Origin of the sequence: Neolewinella marina (assembly GCF_002631205.1) — a bacterium.
Taxonomy (GTDB): Bacteria; Bacteroidota; Bacteroidia; order Chitinophagales; family Saprospiraceae; genus Neolewinella; species Neolewinella marina.
On sequence record NZ_PDLO01000005.1, the window covers coordinates 198,094 to 224,164 of the forward strand.

Annotated in this window: 29 protein-coding genes; 11 read left to right on the forward strand and 18 right to left on the reverse strand. The window is 62.8% G+C overall.

What is annotated here, in order from left to right:
* Positions 1–29 precede the first annotated feature (29 nt).
* Positions 30–1,466, reverse strand: a complete 1,437-nt coding sequence (locus CGL56_RS12980; RefSeq protein WP_099106994.1) for an MATE family efflux transporter — start codon at positions 1,464–1,466, stop codon at positions 30–32.
* A 543-nt stretch (positions 1,467–2,009) separates the two neighbouring features.
* Between CGL56_RS12980 and aroQ the strand changes: the two genes are divergently transcribed.
* Positions 2,010–2,432 (forward strand): type II 3-dehydroquinate dehydratase, encoded by a 423-nt coding sequence (gene aroQ, locus CGL56_RS12985; protein ID WP_099106995.1) that lies wholly within the window; start codon positions 2,010–2,012, stop codon positions 2,430–2,432.
* 57 nt (positions 2,433–2,489) lie between these two features.
* Positions 2,490–3,257 carry a Bax inhibitor-1/YccA family protein gene (locus tag CGL56_RS12990; protein WP_099106996.1) on the forward strand — a complete coding sequence of 256 codons (768 nt, stop codon included), beginning with the start codon at positions 2,490–2,492 and terminating at the stop codon, positions 3,255–3,257.
* 181 nt (positions 3,258–3,438) lie between these two features.
* Here the strand turns inward: CGL56_RS12990 and CGL56_RS12995 are convergent, their stop codons facing one another.
* Positions 3,439–4,518 carry a M20 family metallo-hydrolase gene (locus CGL56_RS12995; protein ID WP_099106997.1) on the reverse strand — a complete coding sequence of 360 codons (1,080 nt, stop codon included), beginning with the start codon at positions 4,516–4,518 and terminating at the stop codon, positions 3,439–3,441.
* A gap of 52 nt (positions 4,519–4,570) precedes the next feature.
* A complete protein-coding gene (locus CGL56_RS13000; protein ID WP_099106998.1) occupies positions 4,571–5,653 on the reverse strand; it encodes an outer membrane beta-barrel protein in 1,083 nt (360 codons plus the stop codon).
* Positions 5,654–5,884: 231 nt separating this feature from the next.
* Between CGL56_RS13000 and CGL56_RS13005 the strand changes: the two genes are divergently transcribed.
* A complete protein-coding gene (locus CGL56_RS13005; RefSeq protein WP_143470730.1) occupies positions 5,885–6,124 on the forward strand; it encodes a hypothetical protein in 240 nt (79 codons plus the stop codon).
* Here CGL56_RS13005 and CGL56_RS13010 read toward each other — a convergent pair.
* From CGL56_RS13010 to CGL56_RS13030, 5 genes are all read right to left on the reverse strand, one after another.
* Positions 6,121–7,818: a DUF885 domain-containing protein gene (locus CGL56_RS13010; protein WP_099107000.1), complete on the reverse strand. Its 1,698-nt coding sequence runs from the start codon at positions 7,816–7,818 to the stop codon at positions 6,121–6,123. The genes CGL56_RS13005 and CGL56_RS13010 overlap by 4 nt on opposite strands.
* 49 nt (positions 7,819–7,867) lie before the next feature.
* Positions 7,868–8,326, reverse strand: a complete 459-nt coding sequence (locus CGL56_RS13015) for a DUF1569 domain-containing protein (RefSeq protein WP_099107001.1) — start codon at positions 8,324–8,326, stop codon at positions 7,868–7,870.
* Between the two features lie 48 nt (positions 8,327–8,374).
* Positions 8,375–9,067 carry an NUDIX hydrolase gene (locus CGL56_RS13020; RefSeq protein ID WP_099107002.1) on the reverse strand — a complete coding sequence of 231 codons (693 nt, stop codon included), beginning with the start codon at positions 9,065–9,067 and terminating at the stop codon, positions 8,375–8,377.
* 45 nt (positions 9,068–9,112) lie between these two features.
* Complete coding sequence (locus CGL56_RS13025) at positions 9,113–9,976, reverse strand: nuclear transport factor 2 family protein (protein ID WP_167641585.1); 864 nt, start codon at positions 9,974–9,976, stop codon at positions 9,113–9,115.
* A gap of 114 nt (positions 9,977–10,090) precedes the next feature.
* Positions 10,091–10,501, reverse strand: coding sequence for an ester cyclase (locus CGL56_RS13030; RefSeq protein WP_099107004.1), 411 nt, complete (start codon positions 10,499–10,501; stop codon positions 10,091–10,093).
* A gap of 158 nt (positions 10,502–10,659) precedes the next feature.
* On the opposite strand from CGL56_RS13030, the gene CGL56_RS13035 reads away from it, so the two are divergent.
* On the forward strand, positions 10,660–12,651 hold the full coding sequence (locus tag CGL56_RS13035; RefSeq protein WP_099107005.1) for an alpha-ketoacid dehydrogenase subunit alpha/beta: 1,992 nt from the start codon (positions 10,660–10,662) through the stop codon (positions 12,649–12,651).
* Between the two features lie 83 nt (positions 12,652–12,734).
* Positions 12,735–13,139, forward strand: a complete 405-nt coding sequence (locus tag CGL56_RS13040) for a DUF5606 family protein (RefSeq protein ID WP_099107006.1) — start codon at positions 12,735–12,737, stop codon at positions 13,137–13,139.
* Between the two features lie 12 nt (positions 13,140–13,151).
* Here the strand turns inward: CGL56_RS13040 and CGL56_RS13045 are convergent, their stop codons facing one another.
* Complete coding sequence (locus tag CGL56_RS13045; RefSeq protein WP_099107007.1) at positions 13,152–13,886, reverse strand: glucosaminidase domain-containing protein; 735 nt, start codon at positions 13,884–13,886, stop codon at positions 13,152–13,154.
* 68 nt (positions 13,887–13,954) lie between these two features.
* Positions 13,955–14,761: a hypothetical protein gene (locus CGL56_RS13050; RefSeq protein WP_143470731.1), complete on the reverse strand. Its 807-nt coding sequence runs from the start codon at positions 14,759–14,761 to the stop codon at positions 13,955–13,957.
* Positions 14,762–14,853: 92 nt separating this feature from the next.
* Between CGL56_RS13050 and CGL56_RS13055 the strand changes: the two genes are divergently transcribed.
* The 4 genes from CGL56_RS13055 to CGL56_RS13070 all read left to right on the forward strand — a co-directional run bounded on the left by CGL56_RS13055 (position 14,854) and on the right by CGL56_RS13070 (position 18,652).
* Entirely contained in the window at positions 14,854–15,504 is a 651-nt protein-coding gene (locus CGL56_RS13055) for a porin family protein (RefSeq protein WP_167641584.1), read from the forward strand.
* Positions 15,505–15,560: 56 nt separating this feature from the next.
* A complete protein-coding gene (locus CGL56_RS13060) occupies positions 15,561–15,896 on the forward strand; it encodes a phosphoribosylpyrophosphate synthetase (protein WP_222837673.1) in 336 nt (111 codons plus the stop codon).
* A gap of 96 nt (positions 15,897–15,992) precedes the next feature.
* Positions 15,993–17,336 carry a cryptochrome/photolyase family protein gene (locus CGL56_RS13065; protein ID WP_099107010.1) on the forward strand — a complete coding sequence of 448 codons (1,344 nt, stop codon included), beginning with the start codon at positions 15,993–15,995 and terminating at the stop codon, positions 17,334–17,336.
* An 80-nt stretch (positions 17,337–17,416) separates the two neighbouring features.
* On the forward strand, positions 17,417–18,652 hold the full coding sequence (locus CGL56_RS13070) for a hypothetical protein (RefSeq protein ID WP_143470732.1): 1,236 nt from the start codon (positions 17,417–17,419) through the stop codon (positions 18,650–18,652).
* A gap of 10 nt (positions 18,653–18,662) precedes the next feature.
* Here the strand turns inward: CGL56_RS13070 and CGL56_RS13075 are convergent, their stop codons facing one another.
* The 3 genes from CGL56_RS13075 to CGL56_RS13085 form a co-directional block, all read right to left on the reverse strand.
* A complete protein-coding gene (locus tag CGL56_RS13075; protein WP_099107012.1) occupies positions 18,663–19,106 on the reverse strand; it encodes a hypothetical protein in 444 nt (147 codons plus the stop codon).
* Positions 19,107–19,208: 102 nt separating this feature from the next.
* A complete protein-coding gene (locus CGL56_RS13080; RefSeq protein ID WP_099107013.1) occupies positions 19,209–19,814 on the reverse strand; it encodes a lipoprotein signal peptidase in 606 nt (201 codons plus the stop codon).
* A 14-nt stretch (positions 19,815–19,828) separates the two neighbouring features.
* Positions 19,829–20,197: a TraR/DksA family transcriptional regulator gene (locus CGL56_RS13085; protein WP_099107014.1), complete on the reverse strand. Its 369-nt coding sequence runs from the start codon at positions 20,195–20,197 to the stop codon at positions 19,829–19,831.
* Between the two features lie 196 nt (positions 20,198–20,393).
* On the opposite strand from CGL56_RS13085, the gene CGL56_RS13090 reads away from it, so the two are divergent.
* The gene (locus tag CGL56_RS13090; RefSeq protein WP_099107015.1) at positions 20,394–20,855 is read left to right on the forward strand and encodes an SRPBCC family protein; all 462 of its coding nucleotides are present in this window, start codon (positions 20,394–20,396) and stop codon (positions 20,853–20,855) included.
* Between the two features lie 10 nt (positions 20,856–20,865).
* On the opposite strand, the gene CGL56_RS13095 is transcribed toward CGL56_RS13090, so the two are convergent.
* Both CGL56_RS13095 and CGL56_RS13100 read right to left on the reverse strand, forming a co-directional pair.
* Positions 20,866–21,225 (reverse strand): hypothetical protein, encoded by a 360-nt coding sequence (locus tag CGL56_RS13095; protein WP_099107016.1) that lies wholly within the window; start codon positions 21,223–21,225, stop codon positions 20,866–20,868.
* Positions 21,222–21,923: a spermidine synthase gene (locus CGL56_RS13100; protein WP_099107017.1), complete on the reverse strand. Its 702-nt coding sequence runs from the start codon at positions 21,921–21,923 to the stop codon at positions 21,222–21,224. The genes CGL56_RS13095 and CGL56_RS13100 overlap by 4 nt, the downstream gene beginning before the upstream one ends.
* A gap of 230 nt (positions 21,924–22,153) precedes the next feature.
* Between CGL56_RS13100 and odhB the strand changes: the two genes are divergently transcribed.
* On the forward strand, positions 22,154–23,422 hold the full coding sequence (gene odhB / locus CGL56_RS13105) for a 2-oxoglutarate dehydrogenase complex dihydrolipoyllysine-residue succinyltransferase (protein WP_099107018.1): 1,269 nt from the start codon (positions 22,154–22,156) through the stop codon (positions 23,420–23,422).
* Between the two features lie 94 nt (positions 23,423–23,516).
* Here the strand turns inward: odhB and CGL56_RS13110 are convergent, their stop codons facing one another.
* From CGL56_RS13110 to CGL56_RS13120, 3 genes are read right to left on the reverse strand one after another with little or no spacing between them, the layout of a single operon-like run.
* Positions 23,517–24,641, reverse strand: coding sequence for a DUF4097 family beta strand repeat-containing protein (locus CGL56_RS13110; protein WP_099107019.1), 1,125 nt, complete (start codon positions 24,639–24,641; stop codon positions 23,517–23,519).
* The gene (locus CGL56_RS13115; RefSeq protein ID WP_099107020.1) at positions 24,631–25,341 is read right to left on the reverse strand and encodes a hypothetical protein; all 711 of its coding nucleotides are present in this window, start codon (positions 25,339–25,341) and stop codon (positions 24,631–24,633) included. The genes CGL56_RS13110 and CGL56_RS13115 overlap by 11 nt, the downstream gene beginning before the upstream one ends.
* Entirely contained in the window at positions 25,338–25,904 is a 567-nt protein-coding gene (locus CGL56_RS13120; protein WP_099107021.1) for an RNA polymerase sigma factor, read from the reverse strand. Before CGL56_RS13120 ends, CGL56_RS13115 begins: the two co-directional genes overlap by 4 nt.
* Between the last annotated feature and the right edge of the window lie 167 nt (positions 25,905–26,071).

Sequence of the window (26,071 nt, forward strand, 5' to 3'; positions counted from 1 at the left end):
GGTAAAGTTAGGCATTCGCCAACCCGCGGCTATTCCCCACTCAGCAGTCCCGCCAGTTCCCTCACCCCCAGCAGCCGCAGGGCAAATGCCAGCCCCGAACCCAACAGGCCAACCACCGTGAACTGCAGGGCCCAGGGCAGGGCCGTCAGGCTGACCACCAGTACCGCCGCCACGGGCATCAGGCCGGCCAGCAGGAGCAGTCCCGCCCAGTGGACGGTCCGCCCCGCCAGTCCCAGCCAGCGGTGGGCCAGCACGGCCTGGGTCACGGCCACGAACGACTGGGTGAGCAGGGTAACCGCCGCAGCGCCCACCGCACCGTAGCGGGGCAGCACCCAGAAGTTGCCGGCCACGTTCAGCACGATACCCGCTACGAACACGTAGTTCATCCGCCCGATGAAGCCGGTAGCCCCCAGCAAGGCCCCGTAGGCGTAGTTGAGACACTGGGCCACGAAGGTGAGCGACAGGTAGAACAGGATGGCCGCCGTGCGGGGCTCGGCGAAGTCGTACAGCAGGTACACGATCGGCCGGGCGAAGGCCGCCACCGCCCCACTCACGACCAGCGCGCCACCCACCAGCAGGTGTACGCTGAGACGCAGCAGCCCCCCCAGTGGTTCCCCCCGGGCGTGGAGGCGGGCGTACATGGGCAGCAGCAGTCCGGCCAGCAGCCAGCCCACGGTGTTGATGGCATCGAGGAGGCGGTAGCCGGCCGCGTAGTGGCCCGCCAGGTAGGCTCCGTCGGGCAGCAACCGCTCGATCATCACCGCGTCGGTACGACTGTAGGCCGTCTGCAGCAGGATGGCGATGGCAAAGGGGGCGCCGCCGCGCAGGAGCAATGCCAGGGTGGCCCGGTCGAACCGAGGCCGGAAGCGGTCGAGTTGTCGCCGCAGGAAGTAGCCCACGCCCCCGGCCGTCAGGGCCCAGCACAGCACCTGCGTTCCCGCAAACAATTCAATCGAAAGTGCCCCGGGAGCGAAAAGCAGCACTCCCCCGATGATGGCGATCATGAGCACCTTGTCGAGGATGCTGAAGGTACTGTCGAGAGCGTAGCGGCCGAGCCCGGCCAGGCTGGACCTCAGGTAAAGCACCAGGCTGTTGAGCAGTTGGCCCGCCCCGACCAGCAACAACAGTCCAATCTCCGCCCCCCGGTACCCCAGGGCATACCCCGCCACCAGCAACAGCAGGAAGAACACCCCGCCCAGAATGGTCTTCAGCGCCAGGAAGTAGGGGAAGTACTTGGACAGCAAGTGCCGGTGCCCGCTCAGCGTGCGGCTGTTGTAGAGCTGCAACCCGAAGTCCGCGGCCACCTGCAGGATCATGCCCAGCCCCAGCAACGAGAAGTACAGTCCGTACTCCGCCTCCGGCAACCGGTTCTGGACGACCCGCTCAATCCCGAACAGATAAACACCCTTCACCGTGAGGTTGAGCAGCAGGACGAAGAGGGCATTGCGGAAAAAGGAGGAAAGCATTGGTGGTACAATAGTACGGTAGTACGGCAGTATAGCAGTACGGCGGTACGGCAGTACGTTCAGGCCGTTTCACTTGCGGCCATCGGCGCTTGGTCGATCCTGTTTTTTTTCGGGGGGTGAATTATGCGTTCGGGTTGGAATGGTTCCCGAGCTCCGCTCGGGTCACCGATCCATGAAGAATGGTTTGTTGTGCCGCGGGCAGGGCGTATGAGCCGGGGGTACCGCGGGCAGAGTATGAGCCGGGCAGCAGTTGTGTTTGTGGTGCCGCGAGCAGAACTCTCGAACCGGGGATGCTATGAAACACCCAAAAGCATTTATTACATTCAGGCCTAATTAGGATCAACAAACATTCAGTTCCGAGTGGGTAGTGACAAGCAATCCCATGAATCCTTCACGCCAGATGAATGCCCCAAGATCTCTACCTCACTCACCCGAGCGAAGCGAGGGTAAAACGAAACGCACGAACCCGAGCGAAGCGAGGGATAAATGCCCTCTCTAACCCCTCTAACCCGAGCGAAGCGAGGTCTAACCTTTCTAGATTCAATGCTAAAAGTCATCATCATCAACGGCCCCAACCTAAACCTCCTCGGCCGCCGGCAGCCCGAAATCTACGGGGAGGACACCTTCGAAGACTTCATGCTTCACCTGAAGGGCAAGTTCGTGGACTCCGATGTGGAACTCAGCTACTTCCAGAGCAACCACGAGGGAGAACTGCTCGACAAGCTGCACGAGGTCGGCTGGGACTACGACGGCATCGTGCTGAACGCCGGGGCCTACACCCACACCAGTGTAGCTTTGGCCGATGCGGTGGCCGCCATCAGCACCCCGGTGATCGAGGTACACATCAGCAACGTACACAAGCGGGAGGCCTTCCGCCACCACAGCTACCTGTCGCCCTACTGCGAAGGGGTGATCGTGGGCCTGGGGCTGCGGGGCTACGAACTGGCCGTGCAGTATTTCATCTAGCCTGCAACGTCTTGCCGCGTCAGGCGTTTTATCCTTCAATCAACCAACCAGAATTACATGTCCCTATCCGATCGCTTTAGCAAATCCAGCAACCCCCTACTCAGCGAGGATCGTCTGGCCAAAGCGTCCGCGCGCCCGCTCGATGGTGGGTTCATCCAGCGCGCCGAAGACAACGTGATGACCGTCGACGGCGCCGTCAACAAGACCTTCGTACTCGGCGTCCTCCTGCTGGCCACCGCGGTATACTCCTTCTTCTTCCCCAGCCAGCTGTTCGTCTGGGGCGGGGCCATTGGCGGACTCGTCCTGGTCCTCGTCATGGCCTTCAAGCCCAAGATGTCGGGCACCCTGGCACCGATCTACGCCCTGCTGGAAGGCCTGTTCGTGGGCTCGGTCACCGCGGTGTACGCCGCCGGGTTCGGCACGGGACTGGTCTTCAACGCCATCCTGGCCACGATCGCCCTGCTGTTCATGATGCTGTTCGTGTACAAGGCGGGCATCATCACCGTGAATGAGAAGTTCCGCTCGGGCATGATGATGGCCATCGGCGCGATCTTCCTGGTGTACATGATCAACCTCGGCCTGAGCTTCTTCGGCATGAGCATCCCCTTCCTCCACGAAGGCGGCCTGATCGGCATCGGCATCAGTGTAGTGATCATCGGAGTGGCCACCCTGAGCCTGCTGCTCGACTTCGACAACATCGAGCGCGGCGCGGCCATGCAGGCTCCCAAGTACATGGAGTGGTTCAGCGCCGTGGGCCTGATCGTCACCCTGGTGTGGCTCTACATCGAGATCCTGCGACTGCTGTCGGTGATGAACCGCGACTAAGCATCGCATACAAGCTATAAAAGCAGCAGGGGAAAACGGACGCGTCCGTTTTCCCCTGCTTGCATTTACAGCCTAGTTGATCTAGTGAGTATAAAGTGAGGCTGCTGTATTCATCATCAAAACCACTCCCAGAACGGGGGGCGGCGTCGATGCGCTGCCTTCGATTGAATTTTTTTTCGGATCATTTATTCGCGGTCCCGACTCCGCAGTGGCCGATCAGTTCCCCGTAGACCCGGATCCCTTCTTCTACTTCATCTACGTAGATGAACTCGTTGGCCGTATGGCTGCGGGCGCTGTCTCCGGGGCCGATCTTCAGGGTGGGAAAGGGCATGAGGGCCTGGTCGCTCAGGGTCGGAGAGCCGTAATCCTTGGCTGCCGGGCGGGCGCGGCGGGCGGCGGCCAGCAGGAAGTGATCGGCGGGGATGCGGCTTGACTGCAGGCGCAGGCTGCGGGGCTTCAACTGGGCATGCTGACAAACCGACTGCAGTTCGGCCACGGCTTCCTGGTTGCTGTAGGCTTCGTTCACCCGCAGGTCGATCACGAAGTTGCAGCGGTCCGGCACCACGTTGTGCTGGGTGCCCGCCGAGATCACCGTCACCGTAGCGGTGGTGGGTCCCAGCCGTTCGCTCGGACGGGTGAAGGAGTAGTCGCGGATGGCGGCGATGTCTTCGATGGCCCGGTAGAGGGCGTTCACCCCTTCGCGGCGGGCGGCGTGGCCACTCTGTCCGCTGGTTTCTCCGTCGATTACCACCAGTCCGCGCTCGGCTACCGCCAGGTCCAGCCGGGTAGGCTCCCCGACAATGCCGGAGTCGATGGGCGGCAGCTGGGGCAGCAGGGCGGCAATGCCGTCCGGGCCGCTGATCTCCTCCTCGGCCGTCGCGGCCAGCACCAGGTTCACCGGCAGGGCGGGGTCGTTCTCCCAGCGCAGGAAGGCGGCAATGAGTCCCACCAGCGCGCCGCCGGCGTCGTTGCTGCCCAGTCCGTAAAGCTTGCCGTCTGCGATGGCCGGGTCGTGGGGGTCGCGGGTGTAGCCGGCCGCGGGCTTCACCGTATCGTGGTGGCTGTTGAGCAGCACCGTGGGGCGGCCCTCCCGCCAGTTGCGGCTGACGGCCCAGACGTTATTCCTCAGCCGCCGGGGTTCTACCTCCCGCTGCCGCAGGAAGTCCTCCAGGATCGTGGCCGTCGCCTTCTCCTCCCGGCTCAGGGATGGGGTGGCAATGAGTCGTTGCAGCAGGTCGATGAAGTCGGCGGTAGGGAGCATAGGCGGTAAATCAGGAACCGAAGGTAAGCACTTCGTTCCCGGACCACCCATACTACTCGGCCTCCATTCCCCCGAACAACAGCAACAGTCCGACCATGAAGCCGCAAACGAGGTTGGACTCCTGCTGGAGGTCGAGGCGGAACTCGGGGCCGGCCTCCAGCAGGAGGTTCCGACACAGCAGGGTCTGGGCACCGGCGCCCAGCCGCAGGTAGGGATGGCCATCGGATTCGCCGCCATTGGAGTAGCTGGTATTGAATCCCCGGGAGTAGTACCCGGCCCCCGCTTCCCCATAGCCGGAAAACCGCCGCTCAGGGGCGACGTAGTAGCGGGTGTTTACGCCCAGGTTAATGTCAGTAGTACTAAAAGAAGACTTGGATCCGCTGCTGCCTCCACTATCGAAGGTGGTACGGTCGTAGCTTAGGCCAAGGTCTCCCCCCACCGACCACCGGTCGCTGGGAAAGTAATGTCCGCCGATCCGGATGGTGGAAATGAAGGAGTTGTCGGCAAAGCCGAAGTTGACCGCTTGTGCCCCTACGATCAAGCCCCCTTCGGTATATTTCTCAGAATGGTCAATCTCTCTGTCCTCGGTAGCGAAATCCGTGAAGTGGTACTCCACGTTAGCCCCGATCCCCACCCGGTTGTTGCCGTCCTGGATGGCATAGCTGATATTGGGCGTGAACCGGATGGTGGGCCCGATCGGAACGTGCACCCCGGCGGAGGCAATCACGGTAGAGAAGGCGTCGAATTCGTCGCTGTCGTACACAATGCCCGTCTGTAGCTGGCCGTAGACCTGCAGGTTGGGTTCATTATAGAGATAGCCGCGGGCCCAGGGACAGAGCATCAGGTGGTCTACCCCGTTGCCGTTCTCGCCGAAGCTGAAGTCGGCCCGGTAGGAGCCGCCGACGGCTACCTGGTCCCGGACGGCTATGCCGTAGGAGCCGCCAATGCTTGCGACGGTTGTATTGATATCAGGAATTTCCTGAAGCAGGAGGCCGGTAATGGGCTGGACACGGCCCGGAAGGCGTTCGGTGTCGGATGCGGTGATTACGGAAGTCAAGATTTGGGTCTTCTTCTTCAGCTGCCCATTGGCGGTGGCGGACAGGCTGAGCACCAGCAGCAGGATAAGGTAGCGCATGACGGAAGGTGTTGGTGAGTGGATGTGTACCCTCTTGATGGCCCGCCATCCCGATTCGTTACGGTGGCAGCGGCGGCGGCACGCGGGTGCCGTTACCCGCCCCGGCAGATAATTGTGGGCCCGGCGTTCACATCCCGCCCCCTTTGCTGTTGTGTGGTATAACATGGCACCCGCGTACCCGCCCCTTTCGGTGGCCCGCGGTGGCCCGTTACTCACTCAAATCCACCAATCATGATGAAATCAATTTTTACCGCCCTTTTCGCTTTCGCCCTCGTCGCCTGCGCCGAAACGGCCGAAGCCGTCGAAGTCCCCGCCGCCGTACAGAGCGCCTTCCAGGCCGCCTACCCCGGTGCGACCGACGTGGAGTGGGAAGAAGACGACGACCACTACGAGGTGGAGTTTAACCTGAACGGCGAAGAGATGGAAGCCGAATTCTCCGCCACCGGCGAACAGCTGGAGCTGGAGGATTAATCCTGGTCGGAGGAGGTGCTGGCGATCCATTGCCGCACCACCTCCTCCAAAATTTCCATGGTCACGGCCCCGTTGGCCAGCACCAGGCGGTGAAAGGCCGCCAGGTCGAAGCGATCCCCCAACCGCTCCTCCGCCTCCCGGCGCAGGGCCCGGATCTTGAGTTCCCCCATTTTGTACGATACCGCCTGCCCCGGCCAGCCGATGTAGCGGTCGATTTCCGTATTGACTTCCCGCAGCGATAGCGCTGTGTGTTCAGCCATGTACGCCACCGCCCGCTCGCGCGACCAGCCGAAGTAGTGGATGCCGGGGTCCACCACCAGCCGGCAGGCCCGCCACATTTCGTACGTAAGGCGCCCGAAGTCGTCGTAAGCCGTCTCGTACATTCCCATTTCCTTGCCCAGGTATTCCGCGTAGAGCGCCCAGCCCTCCCCGAAGGCGGAGAGGTAAAGCGATTTGCGGAAATCCGACTGCCCCTCCCCTTCCGCGGCCAGCATCATCTGGGTATGGTGGCCGGGCACCCCCTCGTGGAGGGCCAGGGCCGTGAGGGTGTAGAGGGGACGGCTCGGCAGGTCGTAGGTATTTACCCAGAAGGCTCCGGCACGGCGGTGAGCGTAGGAGCCCGGACTGTACCGCCCCCCCGTGTAGTTGGGCGCCAGGGCCGCCGGTACCGGGGTAACGGTCAGCGGCATGCGGGGCAGCCGGTCGAAATAGCGGGGCAGTTCGCCTTCAATGCGCTTGGTGATCCAGGCGGCCCGCTCCAGCAAGGCTTCCGGCGTAAAGGCGTAAAACCGGGGGTCGCTGCGCAGGAAGTCCAGAAATTCGGCGAAGGAACCTGCAAAGCCCACCCGCTCCATCACCCCTTCCATTTCCGCCCGGATCCGGGCCACCTCCCGCTCCCCGGTGGCGAATACCGCTTCCGGGGTCGCCTCGTCGTCGGTAGTGAAGTAGCGGATCAGGTGGCGGTAGTACTCCCGCCCGCCGCTGATGGAGGAGACTCCGGGCGCGGCCGGCAGTTGCGGCAGGTACTCCTCCTCAAGGAAATCGGCCAGCTCCCGGTAGGCGGGATAGACCACGGCACTTACCAGGGAGTCCACGCGATCGCCACCCGGAGCGTAGTGGACTACCGGCCGGTGAAATACGCTTGCGGCCGGGGGCACCGCGAGGGTTCGCTCGATCAGCTCCAGCACCAGGGTGACGACCCGCCGGGGATTCGTTTTGCCCTCCGCAAGCCCCCGCGACAGGGCCGCCCGCTGGTGGCGGAAATAGGCTGGCAGGGCCGCCAGCTCAGCAGTATAGCGTTCCAGCTCTACCTCATTTTCCACCCGCCGGTTGCCGTAGCGGTAGACAATGTCGGTCAGGAATCCCCCTTCGGCGTTGAGGGGGAAGCGGTGGGTACCGAAATCGAGGCGGTAGATCCGGTCGGCCAGGACGAAGCGAAGCAACTCCGCATCGATCCGCTGGGCGGCACTCAGGTCGGTCAGTTCCCCCAGCCGGTCGGCAAAGCCACCCAGCTCCGCCGCCTGTTCCTCTAGCTCCTCCTCGCCGGCCATCCCCCATACGTTCAGGCTGTCGTAGGGCCGGTAGCTGGTGAATTCCTGAATCAAGGCCTTCAGGGCCACGGAATCCGCCTGGGCGTGCAGGGCCGGGGGCAGGGAAAACAGGACGGAAAAGGCAAGCAGGTACGGGAGGCGCATCAGCAAAATTTGTGGCAGAAGATAGCCCGCCGGCCCCGACCCGCGCGGTTCACACCCCGAACTGGGTTAGGTGGTGGTCCAGGTGCTTCTGGAACATCACGCTCCACTCCCCGGCCGTAAGGGGGCCGAAGGAGACATTCTCCTTGCCTTCGTAGGCGGATTCCCCGGCCGCGGACACCCGCCGCAGGTTGGCCACCAGCCGCTCCTTTTCCTGGCTGAAATCGCGCTCGTCGGTAATGAGGAACTGGGGGGCCGTCCGGCTGTTCCGCGGATAGGGCCTGGGTCCCACCACCGCGGGTTTCACCACGGTCTTCAGGAGCAGCCGGGTGAACCAGTTGTTCTTCACCGGCAGGGCGCCCGTTTCCATATCGTAGGCCACGTTGAGGTGGGCCAGCATCTGGGCGACGTTCATCTTGCCCCACTGCGGTTGGGTTTCCGGGGTGAGGCGATTGATGCGGGCCAGGTTTTGCTCCAGGGTTTCGGGAGCGAAGGTGGAGGGGTAGGTCATGGTGGCGACGGCAGGTTTCCTCCAAAATAAGCACCGCCGGCGATCCGGTCAGGGTTTGAGCAGGAAATCCGCTCCGTTCCGCTTGGCGTGGGCGTAGTCCTCCGGCACGAAGCGGTAGTACCAGGCCCCCTTGCGCGAACTGTTCGTATCCTTTTCGTTCAGCCGCTGGAGGTACTCCATTTTCCGCAGCCGCCGCCGAAAATTGCCGGCGTCGATACTGGTACCGAAGATGGCTTCGTAGAGCGACTGCAACTGCGTCAGGGTGAATTTTTCGGGCAGCAGTTCAAAGCCGACGGGCTCGTGGGTGGCCCGGTGCCGGAGCCGGTTCAGGGCCGCTGCGACCATTTCGTTGTGGTCGAAGATCAGCGGGGGTACGTCGGTGATCGGCACCCAGTGGGCCGCGAATTCCGTTGACAACTGCAGCTGGGCCTTTTCCTGGTCCACTAGGGCGTAGTAGCCGACGGAGATGGTGCGCTCGGCTTCGTCGCGGTCCACCTCACCGAAAGCCTTAAACTGTTCGAGGTACACTTCCTTCAGTCCGGTGCGCTGCTCCAGTACCCGGGCGGCGGCTTCGTCGAGCGACTCATTGGCCTGCAGGAAGCCCCCCATCAGGGACCACTTGCCACGGCGGGGTTCAATGTCCCGACGCACCAGCAGAAGGTTGAGTTTGCCGTCCCGAAAACCAAATATGGTGCAGTCGACGGCCAGCAGGGGCCGGTAGGCGTAATCGTAAGTCTTCACGGATCAAAAGTACAAATAATTGTCTCACAGACAATTACGGAAGGGTCATTTTTGGCCCCGTATCACCGAAATTACGGCGTCCATTTGGTCGTTCGGCACCGTAAGGCTGAGGGTATAGTGGGCGATCTTCCATTCGTTGTTCCCGGTGCGGCGCACGATGCCGGTGCCCCGGCAGGTGCCCATCCAGGTATCGAGCAATTCGTCGAAGTAGGCCAGGTTGTTGTCTTCGTCGTAGAAGACGTGGCGTTCGGTGGCGGTGAAGTCCCAGGCCTTCCCGGCGGCGAAGTAGGGGGCGGCAAAGGCGGCAAACTCCTCCCGGGTCCAGTGTTCTCCGGGGTCGGTCCCGATGTAGATGGCGTCGGCGGTCATGCGGCCGAAGTAGGCGGCACTGTCGGCGCGGGCGGCGGCCCGGTGCCAGTCGTCGGCGAGTTGCTCGATCCGGGCGACGGCCGCCAGGGAATCCACGGGAGCACAGCCTTCAGCGCGCCGGGTATCCACGATGTTGAGGATGCGCCAGCCGCCGTCGTTGATCAGCTGGAAGGCATTGGTGCCGCAGTGGTGTACCTCGCCATTAAGGACGAAGGTGTAGGGCGTCCAGGCGGTGGCCAGGGCGCCGTCGGTCCGCAGACTGGTGAAGTGGAGCTGCTCGTCCAGGGCCCCGGGTTGGGCGTTGACGATACCGCTCATCCACCGCCCAATGTCACCAATTTGCAGGGTGGTGGCTCCCGCCGCGTCGGTGGTGACCGAGTGCAGGCTGGCGCCGGGCAGGAACAGTTCCCCCATCCCCGAGGTATCCGCCCGCCGCATGCCGTCGAAGAGCCGTTGCAGGGTGGCCTGGGGGGTATCCTGGGCCTTGAGGCTGAGGATGGGCAGGAGCAATAAAGCCAGCAAAAGGTGGGGCAGGCGCATGGTCGGGGCGGATGAGCACCAAGGATACGACCAAAATTTCAAAAACGCCAGGCCGGTCCGGGCGTCGGTGCGCGGGTGCCGCATGCGGTCGCGAGTGCCGGGGTGATGGGCTCCTTACTGCGGTATGCGCTCGGCGCCCAATTGCTTCAGAATACCCAGTTCGTCGGAACTGCCCCAGCGTTCTTTCAGTTTCCCATCTTCGAAGCGGCCGATCTGGACGCCGCGGGCGGAAAATTGCTTGCCGGTGGGCGCCAGGCCCATGAATTCCCCCTGGTGAGTACCGGATACAGTGTAGGCGAAACTGACGTTGTCGGCGTCGGTAACCACGTGCTCCACCTCGATGTGGAGGTCCGGAAAGGCGCGGCGCATCATGCTGAAGAAATCGATGAATCCCTGGGGGCCGGGGCCCTGCATGGGGGCGGGGTCGTGGTCCTTTACGTCCTGGGCTACGAGATCGCGGATCTTTTCCAGTTGGCCGGTATTTACGGCTTCGCCGAATTGCTGTTGTACTTCGAGGTTGGTCATGGGTGTCGGTAATCGGGGTTGTGCCGGGGTCGGCGGTTGCTAGCTAAAGGATGTAGCTACAACAGATGTTCGGCCCGCAGCTGCAATGGCAGTTGCCGATACCGCAGGCGACAAATCGCCGCTGGGAAATGCGTCCGGCGTGCTATTACCTTGCAGTCATGACCGCTACCACCGCCCCCCTGGTTTTCTCCGGCTACGACGTGTCGGAAGAAACGCTCCTCCGGCTGTACGAAGAGTTGCTGCGCCCGCGCCTCATCGAGGAAAAGATGCTCCGCCAACTGCGGGGGGGCGTCATTTCGAAGTGGTTCTCCGGCATCGGGCAGGAAGCCATCAGCGTCGGCTGTACCCTGGCCCTCGAGCCCGAGGAATACCTCTTCACCATGCACCGCAACCTGGGCGTCTTCACCAGCCGCCGGGTGCCGCTGGAACGGCTCTTCGCCCAGTGGCAGGGCAAGGCCGCCGGCTACACCAAGGGGCGCGACCGCAGCTTCCACTTTGGCACCCCCGACCACCATATCGTGGGTATGATTAGTCACCTCGGACCCCAACTGGCCCTGGCCGCCGGGGTGGCCCTCTGGCACAAGCTGCGGGGCGAGCCTCGGGTGAGCCTCGCCTTCACCGGCGACGGCGGCACCAGCGAGGGCGACTTCCACGAAGCCCTGAACCTCGCCGCGGTGTGGAAACTTCCGGTTCTCTTCGTCATCGAGAACAACGGCTACGGCCTGTCCACCCCCGTCAGCGAGCAGTACGCCTGCGACAGCCTGGCCGACCGCGGCGTGGGCTACGGGATGCGTTCCCTGAGCATCGACGGCAACAACATCCTGGAGGTGTACTCTACCGTCCGCCAGCTCGCCGAGGAAATGCGGGACAACCCCGAGCCCGTCCTGCTGGAATGCCGCACCTTCCGCGTCCGCGGTCACGAAGAAGCCAGCGGAGTGAAGTACGTCCCACCGGAGCTGATCGAAGCCTGGACGGCCCGCGATCCGGTGACCAATTTCGCGGACTACCTCCGCCAGCAGGGCCTGCTGGACAACGCCCACCAGGAAACCCTGGAAGCGGGCATCCAGCAGGAGATCGAGACGGCCCTCGCCGCCGCGGCGGAATTTTCGCCGGTGACCGCCCACACCGCCACGGAAGTTGATGATCTCTTTGCACCCGCGGCCACGCCCGTACCCCACCCCGGAGCCACCGTGGAACGCCGCTTCGTCGACGCCATCAGCGAAGGACTGCGGGAAGCGATGCGGGCCTATCCGGAACTGGTCCTCATGGGCCAGGACATTGCCGACTACGGCGGAGTCTTCAAGATCACGGAGGGCTTTGTGGAAGAGTTTGGCCGGGAGCGCGTCCGCAATACCCCCCTCTGCGAAAGCGGAGTGATCGGCGCCGCCCTGGGCTACGCCATCCCCGGCGGCAAGGCCATGGTAGAGATGCAATTTGGCGACTTCGTCAGCTGCGGCTTCAACCAGATCGTCAACAACCTCGCTAAGCTTCACTACCGCTGGGGACAGGCAGCCGACGTCGTCGTGCGACTGCCGGTGGGCGGCGGCGTCGGGGCCGGCCCCTTCCACAGCCAGACGATGGAGAGCTGGTTCACGGCCGTGTCCGGACTGAAGATCGTCTACCCCAGCACCCCCGAGGACGCGAAGTCACTGCTGCTGGCCGCCCTGGCCGACCCCAACCCCGTCCTCTACTTCGAGCACAAGGCCCTCTACCGCTCTCTCACCGGGCCGGTAACCGAAGGCTTCACCCCGGGTGAACTCGGCCGGGCGTGGACCGTACGTGAGGGCCACGACCTGAGCATCATCACCTACGGCGCCGGCGTCCACTGGGCCACGGACACCGTGCGGGAACTGGGGGTCGACGCCGAAATCATCGACCTGCGCAGCCTGGCTCCGCTCGACTACGACGCCATCCGGGCCACGGTACGCAAAACCAGCCGCGTGCTGGTACTCCACGAAGCCTCCCTGACCGGCGGTTTCGGGGGCGAACTGGCTGCGTGGATCGGCGAGCACTGCTTCGAAGACCTGGATGCGCCGGTGCGCCGCCTGGGTAGCCTGGATACTCCCGTGCCCTTCGCCGCGGCCCTGGAAGCCAACTACCTGCCCAAGGGCCGCCTGGCCGACGCCATCCGTTCCCTGCTGGCGTACTGAGCCGGATGCGGGGCAAATTTCCCGCAGCGGTTCCGCGTGTGCGCCACAGCGACTACCTTCGCGGCGACAAAAAAATGCCGCTTATGAAGTTCGCCGAAATCATTGCCGTTTCCGGTCTCCCGGGTCTCTACACCGTCGTCACCGAGCGCAAGGGTGGCATCATCGTGGAGCAGATCGAAACCAAGAAGCGGCACTTCGCCCCCGCCCGCAAGCACCAGTTTGCCCCCCTGGAGAGCATGGCCATCTACACCCAGGACGGCGACGCCGAGCCGCTGCGCAAGGTCTTCGGCCGCATGCAGGAGCAGCAGGAGGACAATCCCGCCCCCGCCCCCAACGAATCCAGCGACCGGCTCTTCGACTACCTGGAGGACGTACTGCCCACCTACGACAAGGAGCGGGTACACGCCAGCGACGTCAAGCGGCTGCTGAAGTGGTACCACTTCATGCTCGCCAACCAGCTCTTCGAAGGGCTCGACGAGGAGGAATAATTACCCCTTAGCCTAGTCGAAGCGGAACAGCTGGTAGCGGTCGATCGTCTGCTGCAGCTGGGTGCCCAGGTTCTCGGTTCCGTTGAACCCGAGTTCGTCCATTCCGGCGGCCCAGCGGCGGTAGTCCCGCGGCCCGAATTCCCGCAGGCGGGCGAACTTGCCCCCGGTTACCGCTAGACTAAAGTCGCGGAAACTCGTCCAGGCCGTCTCGTAGCTGCGCACGCAATCTCCGGCTACCCGGGCGGTGGGGCCTCCCCAATCGCCTGAGCAGTCCAGCCCAAAGAAATTGTTGTAATCCCGCGCCCCGGCGGCCTTCCCGGCCTTGCTGTACAACAGCCCCGTAGCCAGCGTGATGCTGACCGGAATGCCGAATTTCTCCTGTTCCGCCTCCGCCACGTGACGGAAACGGGTAATGAAGGCCGCTACCTCCTGGTCGGGAAGCTGCGTCAGGGCCTCCAGGCGACTGGCCTCCCCACCGCCGAAGAAATTAAACCGGGAGAAGAAGCCCCCCGACGACTGACGGTTGCCCTGGTCCTGGGTGAGGAAGGTTGGCGGCTCCCCCTCCGCGGTCGATTCTACCGGCGGCACGGGGGCCGTAGCGGGCACGGGTTCGTAGTCGGGGTGGCCCAGGCGGAGGTTAAAGTTTACCTGCTTCTGGGTGAGGAGAATGAGGGCGCAGCCGATAAGGCCAAGCCGGAGCCAGTGCCTGGCGGCGAAGGCCGTCAGACGGGTCAGTGAGATAGTCATTAGTGCAACCTTTAGCGTAACGTGTTCTACAAAGTTAGGCGGCCCGACTATTTAAAACAAATTGTTGTTTAGTTTTTTTCTTCCAACATCCCGCTGCTAAGCCCCGGTACTCCAGGTTGTACGGCGAGGTACTCTCCTCCGGGGCCGGCCAGGATACGGGTGGCGGTCCGCGCCGCGGTGGGTAGCCGCGACAGGGTCCGGACCTTGCGCGCCGGCGGTGACCACAGCCAGCCTTCCCCGTGACTGGTGGAGGTACCCAGGAGCCGGGGGGCGTACCAGGAGAGCTGCTCCGCAGGGGGGGTATCCACCCAGTACTGGAACTGCCCGTAGTTGGTAAAGACGGCCAATCGGTTCTTGTCGGGGAAGTGCAGGATTACGGCGTTGCGGTCGACGAAGATGGCGCTGGGCGGTGCCGCGATACCGAGTTGGAGGCGGAGGTTGTTGGTTTGCTGATCGATGCGGCCGGAATCGTCGAGGCGCAGCAGGCGGTAGTCCCAGTTGTCGAACACCCAGATGCCGTTGTCGTAGCTGCGGGCGATGGCCCCGGGCTGCTGGATATTGGGGTTAGCGAACAGGTCGATGCGGTCCAATTCACTCAGCGTCCGGTCGAGTACGACCGCCGTGCCGTATTCGCGGTAGTAGACCAGGATTTGGAAGGGGTTGGTTACGTCCACGTAGTCCGGGCTACCCAGGCTGCTGTCGTAAAAGCTGTAGGTATTTACCCCAAGCGGGTTTCCGGTGACCAGGCGGTCGTCTTCCAGCAAGAAGTAGGGCTTGCCGACCGGGTCCACGTATAAATCGGCCACCGCCGGGTCCCCCTGTGCGAAAGCGGGGATGGTAAGGCAGCACAACCACAACGGGAGTATCCAGCGCAAGATCATACCCCTTTAACGCTTCCGGCGGAGGTTTCGTCCTGAGCGGGATGCCACTTTGCCGGTTTACCTTGTGGCCGCCCCGTACCCTACCTATGCTCCACCTGCTCCGAATCCTGCCGCTGCTGTTCCTTTCCCAACTCGCCCTGGCGCAGTTGGACAGTGTCGATTACCGGCGGTTTCAGTTGGGGGTGGTGGCCGGTCAGGCCTACCAGGAAGTGGATTTCACCCCGAACGCCAGCGTGACCACCTATCCCGGCCAGCGCGCGGGGGTGGCGCTGCGCTACTTCGACCGCCAGCTGGTCGGATTCCAGGCGGAGCTCGCCTACGACCGCGCCGGCTGGCGGGAAGACCTCGGCACCGCCGGCGCCTACGAACGGCAGACCGACTACGCCGAGCTCCTCATCCTGACCCAGTTCAGCGTCGGCCGCGGGGTGGTACAGCCCCTGTTCCAGATTGGCCCCTACCTGTCTGCCCCCCTGGCCGAGCGGGAGTCCCTGCCCCCGGGATACGACCCGGCTACTCAGCCCGCCAACACCTACTACGGCCGCGAGCTGCCCTTCCGCATCAACTACGGGCTGGTGGCCGGGCTGGGCCTCAACCTGGAGATTGGCCCCCTCACCCTGCAGGTGGACGGCCGCTACCGACAGGGGTTCAGCAACCTGATCAAACCCGGGGAAAGCCAGGCCTCCACCAGCATCCGCCGGGGCTACGGTGGGCAGGCGGCGCTGTTTTACGCCCTGTAGGATGTGAACCGACGGGGGGGGAAGGCACTTATACCAGCACACCATAACATCCGACCGTGCCAATCCTGCAAGACAATAATTACGAAAGCCTGTCCTACGCTATCGAAGACCTCAAAAGCAAGGGCTATACCGCCGACTTCAACCAGAAATCGGAGTCGCTGGAATGCAAGCAAAACCAGAACAACTACCGCCCCGAGGACTTCACCATCACCCACGCCTACCGCTTCGAGGGGATGAGCAACCCGGACGACAACTCCGTCCTCTACGGTATCGAAGCCGCCGACGGAACCAAGGGCCTGCTGGTCGATGCCTACGGGGTCTACGCGGACAGCCTCTCGGAGGATATGATCGAGAAGTTTCGGGTGGAATACGAGGATCCTGATGAGGTGTAACGGTACGGCAGTACAACAGTACGGCAGTACGCAGTTGGCGGGTCAGTATTTATGAACGGGCAGCCATCATGAAGCTGTAACACAAGGACACATTCAATGACCCTCTTCTGGCACCGCCGCGACCTCCGCTTTCCGGACAACGCCGGCCTCTACCACGCCCTGAAGAGGAATGAGGAGGTAGTACCCGTTTTTATATTCGACCGCAATATCCTGGATAAACTGCCCAGCCGCTCCGATGCCCGGGTGACCTTTATCCAGCGTAGCGTAGCCCGTTTGGCGGAATGGTATCGCGACTATGGGAGTACGCTGCTGACCTTTTACGGGGACCCGGTAGAGATCTGGAAGCAACTGCGCGACGAATACCGCCCCAACGCCGTATACACGAACCGCGACTACGAACCCTACGCCCTGGAACGCGACCAGGCGGTAGCCGACCTGCTGGCCGAACGCAAGATTCCCTTTCGGACCTACAAGGACCACGTCATCTTTGAAAGTGAGGAAGTGGAGAAACAGGCCGGGGGATCCTATACCGTCTTCACCCCCTATATGCGCAGCTGGCTGCGCCGCCTCGACAGCCGCCTGATCCGCCGGGGGGAAGCCGACGTCAGTTTTTACCTGGCCCCCTACCCCACCGAGCGCTACGCCGGAAGTCTGCACCAATCCCCTACGCAGCACCCCGTACCCACCCTCGAGGAAATGGGCTTCTCCCCTACCGAAACCTACCTGCCCCCGCCCGATCCGCCGCGGGAATTGCTGGAAGCCTACGGCCGAAACCGCGACTTCCCCGCCGTGGAGGGTACTACCCGCTGGGGGATTCACCTGCGCCACGGCACGGTGAGCGTCCGCCAAAAGGCGCGGGAGGCCCGGGCCACCAACGATACCCTGCTAAAGGAACTCATCTGGCGCGACTTCTACTCCAACGTCCTCCAGGCCCACCCCCGGGTGGCGTACGGGAGTTTCCGGCCGGAGTACGACGCCATCCCCTGGCGGAACGACGAGGAAGAATTTGCCGCCTGGTGCGCCGGCCGGACCGGGGTACCCATCGTAGATGCGGGCATGCGGCAACTGAACGAAACCGGCTTCATGCACAACCGCGTCCGGATGATCGTAGCGAGCTACCTGACCAAACACCTGCTGATCGACTGGCGGTGGGGGGAGGCCTACTTCGCCGATAAATTGCTGGATTACGAACTGGCCAGCAACAACGGAGGCTGGCAGTGGGCGGCCGGCAGCGGGGTGGACGCCCAGCCCTATTTCCGCATCTTCAACTACGAAAGCCAACAGCGCAAATTCGACCCGGAGTACCGCTACGTAAAGCGTTGGGTGTCGGAATTCGGCACTCCGGATTATCCGGACGAGCCCCTGGTGGAGCACAAGTTCGGCCGCGAACGCGCGTTACGGGTGTACAAACAAGCCCTGCAGGCGGTCCGGAACCACTGACCCGCCGGCAAAATGGGGTGTGCATGGGGTTGACAAACCCCCTCGTCTTGCTATATTTTCGCGGTTTAACTACCCAGTCGATGAAAGTTGTTTTGATCCACGCCATTCTGGCGCTTGCCCTGCTATTGCCGTCAGCAAGTCACGGTCAGAAACGACTGAATCTGTTCACCGAATGCGATTGCAACAAAACGTTGCTGAAGCAGGAGCTGAACTACGTCAACCACACCATCGACCCGGTCAACGCCCAGGTAAACCTCTTCATCGTCACCAACTACCTGAGCAACGGCGGCCGCGTTTACGACCTCCAGTTCAAGGGGCAGCAGGAGCTGGCCGGCAACAGCCTCAACTTCAAGGTGTCCACCACGGCCGTCATGACGGGGCTGGAACGCGACGAATACCTCAACAAGCGCATCGAGCTCGGCCTCGCCGGCTTCCTGGCGGGCACCGACTACGCCGACCTGGTAGACCTGACCGCCGAGGCCCCCCCCGCCCCCGAGGAGGCCTCCGACGAGGATTCGGAAATGGTAGACAACTGGAACAACTGGATCTTCGAGGCCAACGCGAGCTTCAGCGCCGACGTGGAGAGCCAGCGCAGTCGCAACGACCTCCGGCTGGGCTTCGAGGCAGACCGCACCACCCCCGACTGGCGACTGCGGTTCAGCCCCAACTTCTACTACCGCATCGAGAAGATCAACAAGGACGGCGGCCAGCTCACCTCCATCCGCCGCGACCAATGGTACGAGGCCAAGGCCATCAAGAGCATCGGCAATCACTGGTCGGTGGGACTGTTCAACAGCATGAACTCCTCGACCTACCAGAACATCGACTTCGGCATCCGTCTCTCGCCGGCCATCGAGTACAACATCTACGACTACAACCAGGTGCCCTTCAAGGAATTCACCATCGCCTACCGCCTCGGCTGGGTACGCAACGTGTATACCGAGGAGACCATTTTCCTGAAAACCGAGGAGAGCCTGGCGCGCCAGAGCCTCGACATCAACCTGCGGCTGCGGCAGCGGTGGGGCTCCATCTTCGCCGGCGTCGCCGCCGGGAACTACATGAACGACTTCAAGAAGAACCGGCTGTCCATGGACGCCCGCGCCAACGTGCGCCTCATCAAAGGGTTATCGTTCAACGTCGGGGGGAGCTACAACATCATCAACGACCAGATCAGCCTGGCCAAGGGAGAGGCCAGCATCGAGGACATCCTGCTCGGACAGGCCCAGCTGGCCACCAACTACAGCGCCGACATCCGCTTCGGATTCAGCTATACCTTCGGATCCCTCTACAACAACGTGATCAACACCCGGCTCTAGGCGGACGGGCCTAACCGAATTTCACGGCACCCGCGAACTCCCGCCGAAAGGTGTCGAACTGCTTGCGGGAAGCCACGAACCGCAAGCGCCGGCCGAAAATGCCCGCGCCGCGCAGCCGCACGGAACAGACCTTCAGGAACAGAAAGCGGCTTTCCCGGATCTCCTCCACGTCCTGCAGCAGGTTGTAGCGGGCGGTGCGGAAGTAATCGGTCACGTAGAGGAATTCCCCGTCCGTCTCGATCCGCTTCAGGGGCCAGAAGGCCAGCCAGAAGGTGCCCACCCCCGTCAGCAGCAGGAAAAGCACGCCGTAGCGCAGCGATTGCAGGGGTACCCCGCCGAAGTAATGCTCGGGTGCGAACCAGGCTACCAGCGTCACGCCCACCATGACGGTGGTCCAGAAAACCGGCAGGAACAGCTTGAGAAAAAGCGTGGTGTTGGAGGATAAGCGAAGCAAGGGGTAGCGTTTTCGGGACGCAAAGGTAAGGGCGCTACCACGGAGAACCCGGCCCGGGCACGGCCAAACGCAAATTGCTACCCTGCCGTGACATCCGCCCCGTCAGCGGCGCAGGTAATAGTAGGCCAGCAACAGGATCACCCCCACGGTAATGCTCACGTCGGCCACGTTAAAGATCGGCCGGAAAAACAGGAAGGAATTGCCCCCAACGAAGGGCACCCAGTCGGGGTATACCCCGTACACCAGTGGCAGGTACAGCATGTCCACCACCCGGCCGTGGAAGAGCGACTCGTAGCCGCCGCCGGGGGGCAGGAAACGGGCCACGCCGGTGTGGGGGGCCGACTCGGAGAACAACACCCCGTAGAAGATGCTGTCGATGATGTTGCCCAGGGCGCCGGCCTCGATGAAGGCGAAGGCGGCCACCAAAAGGCGGCTGGCGCGCTGCCGGAGCAGTTGCCACAAGTAGTAGGCAAGCAGGATCACGGCCCCGAAGCGGAACAGACTCAGGAGGAGCTTGCCCGTTCGGCCGCCGAAGCTGAGGCCGAAGGCCATGCCGTTGTTCTCCACGAAGTGGATGAGGGCGTAACGGCTGCCCAGAATACCAAACTCTTCACCGTAATGCAGGTGGGTTTTCACCCAGAACTTGAGCCCTTGGTCGAGCAGCAACACCGTAAGGAGAACCAGGAATACAATGGCCTTACGGTTCATGCACCCGGCCGCGCCTAGCGGTTTTGCTTCGCGTGGATGCTCAGGGTAGTGTGGGGCACAATGCGCAGCCGCTCGGCGCTGATGAGCTCTCCGGTCACCCGGCAGATGCCGTACACCTTGTTCTGGATGCGCAGCAGGGCGTTCTCCAGGTGCTGGATCAGCTGCTGCTGCCGGCTGGCCAGACGGTGGAGTTCTTCGTTGGCCATGGTACCGGTGCCGTCGTCGAGGCCGCGCAGTTTGCCGTCCTCGCTGTTGGTCTGCTCGGTCATCTGGTCCAGGTAGAACTGGAGCTGCTTGCGGGCCTCGGCCAGCTTGGCATCGATGATGGCTTTGAATTCCGCCAGCTCTTCATCGCTGTAGCGGGTTTGTGATTGTGCTTGCATGATGTTGTGCTTTAAGGTGTGTGTAAGAGAGCGTCAAAGGTATACGCAATGCGCGCACAAATATACTGCCCTTACGCAGGACCTCATCAATCTTTGTTGATAAATTATAGTTAACAAACAAAATACGGAACAATACGGCCCAGGCGCTCTTTTCCTTTCGCTACGCTTTGTCGCCTACCGGTCAACCCCCTCTGCCATGTCGCCCCGTCGCCTCACCTTCACCACCACCGTCCCCCGGTCACTGGCCGAGACCTGGGACTTCTTCAGTCGCCCGGAAAACCTGGAAAAGCTCACCCCGCCGGATGTCCACTTCGAGATCCGTTCCCCGGTCGCGGGCGTGGAGATGTACGAAGGCATGATCATCCAGTACCGGGTGACGCCCTTCCGGGGGTTTACCACCGACTGGGTAACGGAGATCACCCACATCGCCCACCACCGTCACTTCATCGACGACCAGCGGGTGGGCCCCTTCGCCCTCTGGCACCACCAGCACCACTTTCGGGCCCTGGACGACCACACTACCGAGATGCACGATATACTCCACTACCAGGTACCGCTGGGTCCGCTCGGCTCCCTGGCCAACCGACTGCTCGTCCGCCGGCAGGTGGAGGGCATCTTCCGGGCCCGGGAGGCGGCCATCCGGCGGTTGTTTCCTTAAAGGGGGGGGGCTATTCCACGTACTCCTGCCGCTTGATCACTAGTACCCAGTCGCCCTCCTCTACGCGGTAGCCGTAGTCGTAGCAGAAGTGATAGAGGGTGCCGTTGCGGGTCACGTATTCATTGGTGAAGTAGCGGAACTTGAAGCCGCGGTCGATCATTCGATCGCGGCGCACGTTCGCTTTCCCGTCCGGGTTCAACTCCGCCAGTACGTTGCGGTTGTTGCGCAGGATATTGTTGACGCTGCGCTGGAACGACAGTTCCCCGGCGCGGGCGCGGTTGTGGTGGCTGGCCCGGCAGGGGGCCGAACAGTACTTCTTGTCGGAGCGGCCCGTGTATTCCTCCCCGCATTCAGGACAGATACGCTTCATGACGTTAATGTAAGAAATTGCCGGTCGTTTACCAGCAAGTAATTCCCTCCGGTATCGTACAGGTGGGGGGCGGGGAACGCGGGTGCAAAGACCGCTTCAAAATAGCCCCGGGCGGCGGTGCGGTCCGGTAGACTGGCCGCCAGCCGGTTGTAGATCAGGGCGCCGCCGGGCCGCAGGGAATCGCGCAGCAGCTGCACGAAACCGGCCCCGTCGAGGTGGCCCGGCACGGTGGCGTCCTGGAAGACGTCCACGCAGATGAGGTCGAAGCGCCGCTCGTCCGCCTGCAGGAAGGCCAGGGCGTCCGCCTGTACCACCTCCACGGGGGAGGACAACGCCGGCAGGCTGTACTCACTGGCCAGCTCGATGATCACCGGGTCGATCTCTACGGCCACGTAGGAATACTCCAGCCCCACGTGGCGCTCCAGCAACTCGGGGATGCTGCCCAGCCCCAGGCCAAGTACCAGCACCGAGGCCCGCTCGGGGAGCCGGTCGAAGTCGAAGACCTCGAAGATCTTGCGGAAGTTCAGGTAGTAGTCCCCGAAGCTGTAAATGGCATCCTCGGCCACCAGCTGCAGCCGGCCGTGCACGAGGCAGACCTCCAGGTAGGCGTTGTAGTCGCTGGCCGTCACCTCCAGCGATTGCTCCCAGAGGTAGCTCAGCCAGTAGCGGAAGCGGGAATAGGGTTGGGGGCGGGCCATGAGGTAGCGGGGGGAGCGGTAGGGAGTGGTCCGACCACTGGGCGTTGGACGAGCTGTGGAAAACGTAGTTTCAACAAAAGTACCACCCCGGCACCGATGGGCCCGCCCCGCCCCGAAATTTCGTCGGTGGCAGGAAGTAGAGGTATCATCGAACTCAAGGCAGAAGATGTACCTTTACCCCCTCAACCGCAACCCCCTTCCCGCGTTAACCCACGAAAGTCCGCCCCGCTATGAGTATCGTCGAAATGAAAGTCCCCGTCATTGGAGAATCGGTCACCGAGGTCACGCTCTCCGAGTGGTTAAAGGGCGACGGCGATTTCGTGGAGCTCGACGAGCCGATCTGTGAGTTCGAGTCCGACAAGGCCACCCTGGAGTTCCCGGCCGAAGCCTCCGGCAAACTGATCTACGTCGCCGCTGAAGGCGATGACCTCAAGATCGGAGCCCTGGTCGCCAAGATCGACACCAGCGTCAGCGAGGAATCCGACGACGATGCGCCGGCCGCTCCCGCCCCGGCCGCCCAGCCGCAGGAGCAACCCCAGCAGCAGGCCAGCGCCTCCCCGGAGAAGCAGGCTACCTACGCCAGCGGCACCCCCAGCCCCGCCGCGGCCAAGATCCTGCGGGAAAAAGACATCGACCCCACCGCCATCAACGGCAGTGGTCGCGACGGTCGCATCACCAAGGAGGACGCCCAGTCGGCCACCAAACCCGCTGCCGCCCCGCCGGCCGCCGCCACCAAGGTGACCGACACCAGCAAGAAGACCGCCGCCCCCTCCACCGGCCAGGAATCCTTCTCCCGCAGCACCCGCACGGAAAAGATGAGCCGCATGCGCCGCACCATCGCCTCCCGCCTGGTCAGCGCCAAGAACGAAACCGCCATGCTCACCACCTTCAATGAGGTGGACCTGAGTGAAGTCATGGAACTGCGGAAAAAGGTGCAGGACAAGTTCGTGGCCAAGTACGGCGTCAAGCTCGGCTTCATGTCCATCTTCGCCAAGGCCTGCGCCCAGGTGCTCATGGAGATGCCCGACGTGAACGCCCACATCAGCGACGACGAGAAGGAGCTGACCTACCACGATTTCGTCGACATCAGCTTCGCGGTATCCACCCCCACCGGACTGGTGGTGCCCCCCATCCACAACATCGAGTCGCTGCACTTCGCCGACATCGAAAAGAAACTGAAGGAACTGGCCGCCAAGGCCCGCGACAACAAGTTGAGCATCGAGGAAATGACCGGCGGCACCTTCACCATCACCAACGGCGGTGTCTTCGGCAGCATGATGAGTACGCCCATCATCAACAAGCCGCAGTCGGCCATCCTGGGCATGCACAACATCATCGAGCGGCCCATCGCGGTCAACGGCCAGGTGGTCATCCGCCCCATGATGTACATCGCCCTCAGCTACGACCACCGCGTCATCGACGGCAGCTCCTCGGTCACCTTCCTGGTGAAGGTCAAGGAACTGCTGGAAGATCCCACCCTGCTGCTGATGGGGCTCTAGGCATCCGCCAGAGCGAACCTCCACAAACGAAGCGAGGGCTGATGCTCCGGGTAGCGACCCGGCATCAGCCCTCGTTCTGTTTGGGGGGGTGGGGTTAGTAAATTTCGATGTCCCCGTAGGAGACGGCAATCTTGATGGTGCCGTTGCCGGTGCCGGACTTGCGGCCCTTTACGGATTCGGAGCTGCCCTCGCTGCGCACGTCGCGGTTGTCCAGGGAGGAAGTCGGGGCATCGATGTCCCCGTAGCGGGCGCTCAGGTCGAGGGTGTAGCCGGCGGAATCGTCGACGTTAATCTGCACGTCGGAGTAGGCTACCCGCACGTCCACCCGTTCGAACCCGGCGGCCAGCCGTTCCACCTCGAGGTCGCCGTAGCTGCCCTCCATTTCCAGGCGGCGGGTCACGGTACCCAGGTTGAAGTCGGTGTAGTTGCCCTTCAGGTAGGCGGCGGCGGTCTGCTCCACCGAGAGCTCGTTGTAGCTGCCGGTCAGGTGTACGGCCTCGGCGGATTCCACTTCCACCTCGTCGTAGCCCACGTCCAGATGGAGCACGCCCACCGTTCCGAAGCGCACCTCACTGTAGCGGCCGTCGTAGCGCAGGTCGCCGGCATTGCGGACGGTGCCCTCGCTGTAGCGCAGCTTGAGGGTACTGTTCGCGCCCAGCCGCTCGATACGGGCCGAGCCGTAGCTGACGTCGACCATGCTGCGGGCGCTGAGCCGGCCGGCGACCAGGTCGCCGTAGCCCACGTCCAGGTCGGTTTCCCCGGTCAGGTTGGGCAGTTCCACGTCGCAGTAGCGGGCGTCGACCTCGAGTTTGACGGTCGCCGGCAGGTTGACGGTGTAGTAGATCTTGAAGTCGTTGGAGCCTCCGCTGTTGGTGATGAAGCTCCACCAGCTGCCGCTGCTGCGTTTGGAGTTGATGGTGGTGACGCCAGAGACCATGTTGTTGCCGCCGCTCAGAGCCACGTCGATGCGATTGAGCACCTCCTGGAATTCGTCCTTGTCGGCGGCTTCGACCTGGATGAGCACGTCGATTTTGACGCGGGGCTGGGACCAGGTCACGACCTTGATCTCACCGTAGCGGTTGTCGAGGCGCACCTGCCCGTCGCTGCGGATGGGGAAGGATTCCGAGATCTTTTTCTCGAATACCGTGCCCGGTCGCGCCAGGGCAATGCCGGGCAGCGCGAGCAGCAGCAAAAACAGCAGGGTAAGGTTAACTTTCATGGGAAGGAATATTGGTGGTGGACGCCGGTTCGGCGGGGGCATTGGGATTGGGAAAGTGCTGCTGGATGCGCAGCAGGATATCGAGCTTGGTGCGGTAGGTAGCGATGAGCTGGTTGACCAGCACGTGGCGCTGGGATACCGGCACCTCCAGCAATTCGCGGCGAAGCTGCTCGGTGGCCTCGTCGATTTGCTGCAGGTCGTGCCGCAGCTGGGGGTCGTCGTTGAGCTGGCTCACCTTGGTGAACTCGCTGGCGATGCGCTGGCGGTAAAAGCGCTCGGCTTCGGCCAGTTCGGGGTTCATGGCTTCGAGTTGCTCGGCCACCTGCATTTCCTGTCCCGCCCGGTAACCCGTGCGGGTGCCGAAGGTGTAGGCCAGGAACAACAGCAGGAAGGAGGCGGCTACGGCCATGAGGTAGCCCAGGAAGCGACGCCGCCGCCGCGGGCGCCGCTGCAGCGTCTTGACGGATGCCGCGGCCGGGGCGAACAGGGCCTCGGCAAGCCGGGGGGGCGGCGTGGCGGTTTCGAAGGCCTCGCGGTTCTTGACGATGAACTCCGCGAGGGGGTCCTGCCGCTCTCCGTCTCCCCCACCGTCGTTGGTCAGGGAAGTCTGGATGCGGTTCCACAGGCCGGCGGGCGGTGTATCACCGTCGAAGTCACCGCGGTTTTCCCGGATGAATCGTTCGAGCTGGTCGTGGTTCATGATGGTTTATTTTCGATTAACAACTGCGCCAGGCGCTTGCGGGCCCGGCTGTACTGTGATTTGGAGGTACCGGGGCTGATGCCCAGGATCTGGGCGATCTCCTCGTGGTCGTACCCCTCGAACAGGTAAAGGGTCAGCACCACCCGGTAGCCTTCGCTGAGGTGGTCCATGGCCCGCTTGATGCGCTCCACGGTGTAGCCGTTTTCTTCCGAGTACACCGGCTCATCCACAACGGCGGCCGCTTCGTGGCGGCCGGGGTCGAGGTCGATGGTGAGCAGTCGACGCTTTTTCAAATGGTCGATACATCGGTTCACCACCACCCTTTTTATCCAGGCGCTGATCGATGCTTCGAAGTTGAAGGTGTCGATGCGGGAGAAGATGGTCACGAAGGCCACCTGCAACACGTCTTCCGCGTCGTGGCTGTGCTTGAGCATTCTCAGGCAGAGGTTGTACATCGGCTTGGCGTAGTGACTGTATAACTGCCGTTGGGCATTGCGGTCCTTACGCTGACATCCGAGAACGATCTCGCGGTGGGTATCGCGGTATTCGGCGGCGGTCGGCATGGTTATTCGGGTTGGGTGAGCTCCCACGGTTAATGTGCATTTGTACCCTAGGGACGAAGCGCCCTCCGGGGGGTTGCACCGATATGTGACAAGATCAGTATTTCCGCGTCTCAATCAGCAGTACCCCGGACAATTACGGGTTACGTGGCGGGAGGGAGGCCTCCGGA

What these genes read in the sequence shown, in the direction of transcription:
- CGL56_RS13095 (WP_099107016.1), bottom strand. Translation starts at nt 21,225, where the DNA reads ATGAAGCGTATCTGTCCTGAATGCGGGGAGGAATACACGGGCCGCTCC.
- odhB (WP_099107018.1), top strand. Translation starts at nt 22,154, where the DNA reads ATGAGTATCGTCGAAATGAAAGTCCCCGTCATTGGAGAATCGGTCACC.
- CGL56_RS13055 (WP_167641584.1), top strand. Translation starts at nt 14,854, where the DNA reads ATGCTCCACCTGCTCCGAATCCTGCCGCTGCTGTTCCTTTCCCAACTC.
- CGL56_RS13080 (WP_099107013.1), bottom strand. Translation starts at nt 19,814, where the DNA reads ATGAACCGTAAGGCCATTGTATTCCTGGTTCTCCTTACGGTGTTGCTG.
- CGL56_RS13070 (WP_143470732.1), top strand. Translation starts at nt 17,417, where the DNA reads ATGAAAGTTGTTTTGATCCACGCCATTCTGGCGCTTGCCCTGCTATTG.
- CGL56_RS13040 (WP_099107006.1), top strand. Translation starts at nt 12,735, where the DNA reads ATGAAGTTCGCCGAAATCATTGCCGTTTCCGGTCTCCCGGGTCTCTAC.
- CGL56_RS13030 (WP_099107004.1), bottom strand. Translation starts at nt 10,501, where the DNA reads ATGACCAACCTCGAAGTACAACAGCAATTCGGCGAAGCCGTAAATACC.
- CGL56_RS13005 (WP_143470730.1), top strand. Translation starts at nt 5,885, where the DNA reads ATGATGAAATCAATTTTTACCGCCCTTTTCGCTTTCGCCCTCGTCGCC.
- CGL56_RS13015 (WP_099107001.1), bottom strand. Translation starts at nt 8,326, where the DNA reads ATGACCTACCCCTCCACCTTCGCTCCCGAAACCCTGGAGCAAAACCTG.
- CGL56_RS13000 (WP_099106998.1), bottom strand. Translation starts at nt 5,653, where the DNA reads ATGCGCTACCTTATCCTGCTGCTGGTGCTCAGCCTGTCCGCCACCGCC.
- CGL56_RS13010 (WP_099107000.1), bottom strand. Translation starts at nt 7,818, where the DNA reads ATGCGCCTCCCGTACCTGCTTGCCTTTTCCGTCCTGTTTTCCCTGCCC.
- CGL56_RS12995 (WP_099106997.1), bottom strand. Translation starts at nt 4,518, where the DNA reads ATGCTCCCTACCGCCGACTTCATCGACCTGCTGCAACGACTCATTGCC.
- CGL56_RS13120 (WP_099107021.1), bottom strand. Translation starts at nt 25,904, where the DNA reads ATGCCGACCGCCGCCGAATACCGCGATACCCACCGCGAGATCGTTCTC.
- CGL56_RS13045 (WP_099107007.1), bottom strand. Translation starts at nt 13,886, where the DNA reads ATGACTATCTCACTGACCCGTCTGACGGCCTTCGCCGCCAGGCACTGG.
- CGL56_RS13090 (WP_099107015.1), top strand. Translation starts at nt 20,394, where the DNA reads ATGTCGCCCCGTCGCCTCACCTTCACCACCACCGTCCCCCGGTCACTG.
- CGL56_RS12980 (WP_099106994.1), bottom strand. Translation starts at nt 1,466, where the DNA reads ATGCTTTCCTCCTTTTTCCGCAATGCCCTCTTCGTCCTGCTGCTCAAC.
- CGL56_RS13085 (WP_099107014.1), bottom strand. Translation starts at nt 20,197, where the DNA reads ATGCAAGCACAATCACAAACCCGCTACAGCGATGAAGAGCTGGCGGAA.
- CGL56_RS12990 (WP_099106996.1), top strand. Translation starts at nt 2,490, where the DNA reads ATGTCCCTATCCGATCGCTTTAGCAAATCCAGCAACCCCCTACTCAGC.
- CGL56_RS13100 (WP_099107017.1), bottom strand. Translation starts at nt 21,923, where the DNA reads ATGGCCCGCCCCCAACCCTATTCCCGCTTCCGCTACTGGCTGAGCTAC.
- CGL56_RS13065 (WP_099107010.1), top strand. Translation starts at nt 15,993, where the DNA reads ATGACCCTCTTCTGGCACCGCCGCGACCTCCGCTTTCCGGACAACGCC.
- CGL56_RS13115 (WP_099107020.1), bottom strand. Translation starts at nt 25,341, where the DNA reads ATGAACCACGACCAGCTCGAACGATTCATCCGGGAAAACCGCGGTGAC.
- CGL56_RS13110 (WP_099107019.1), bottom strand. Translation starts at nt 24,641, where the DNA reads ATGAAAGTTAACCTTACCCTGCTGTTTTTGCTGCTGCTCGCGCTGCCC.
- aroQ (WP_099106995.1), top strand. Translation starts at nt 2,010, where the DNA reads ATGCTAAAAGTCATCATCATCAACGGCCCCAACCTAAACCTCCTCGGC.
- CGL56_RS13035 (WP_099107005.1), top strand. Translation starts at nt 10,660, where the DNA reads ATGACCGCTACCACCGCCCCCCTGGTTTTCTCCGGCTACGACGTGTCG.
- CGL56_RS13025 (WP_167641585.1), bottom strand. Translation starts at nt 9,976, where the DNA reads ATGCGCCTGCCCCACCTTTTGCTGGCTTTATTGCTCCTGCCCATCCTC.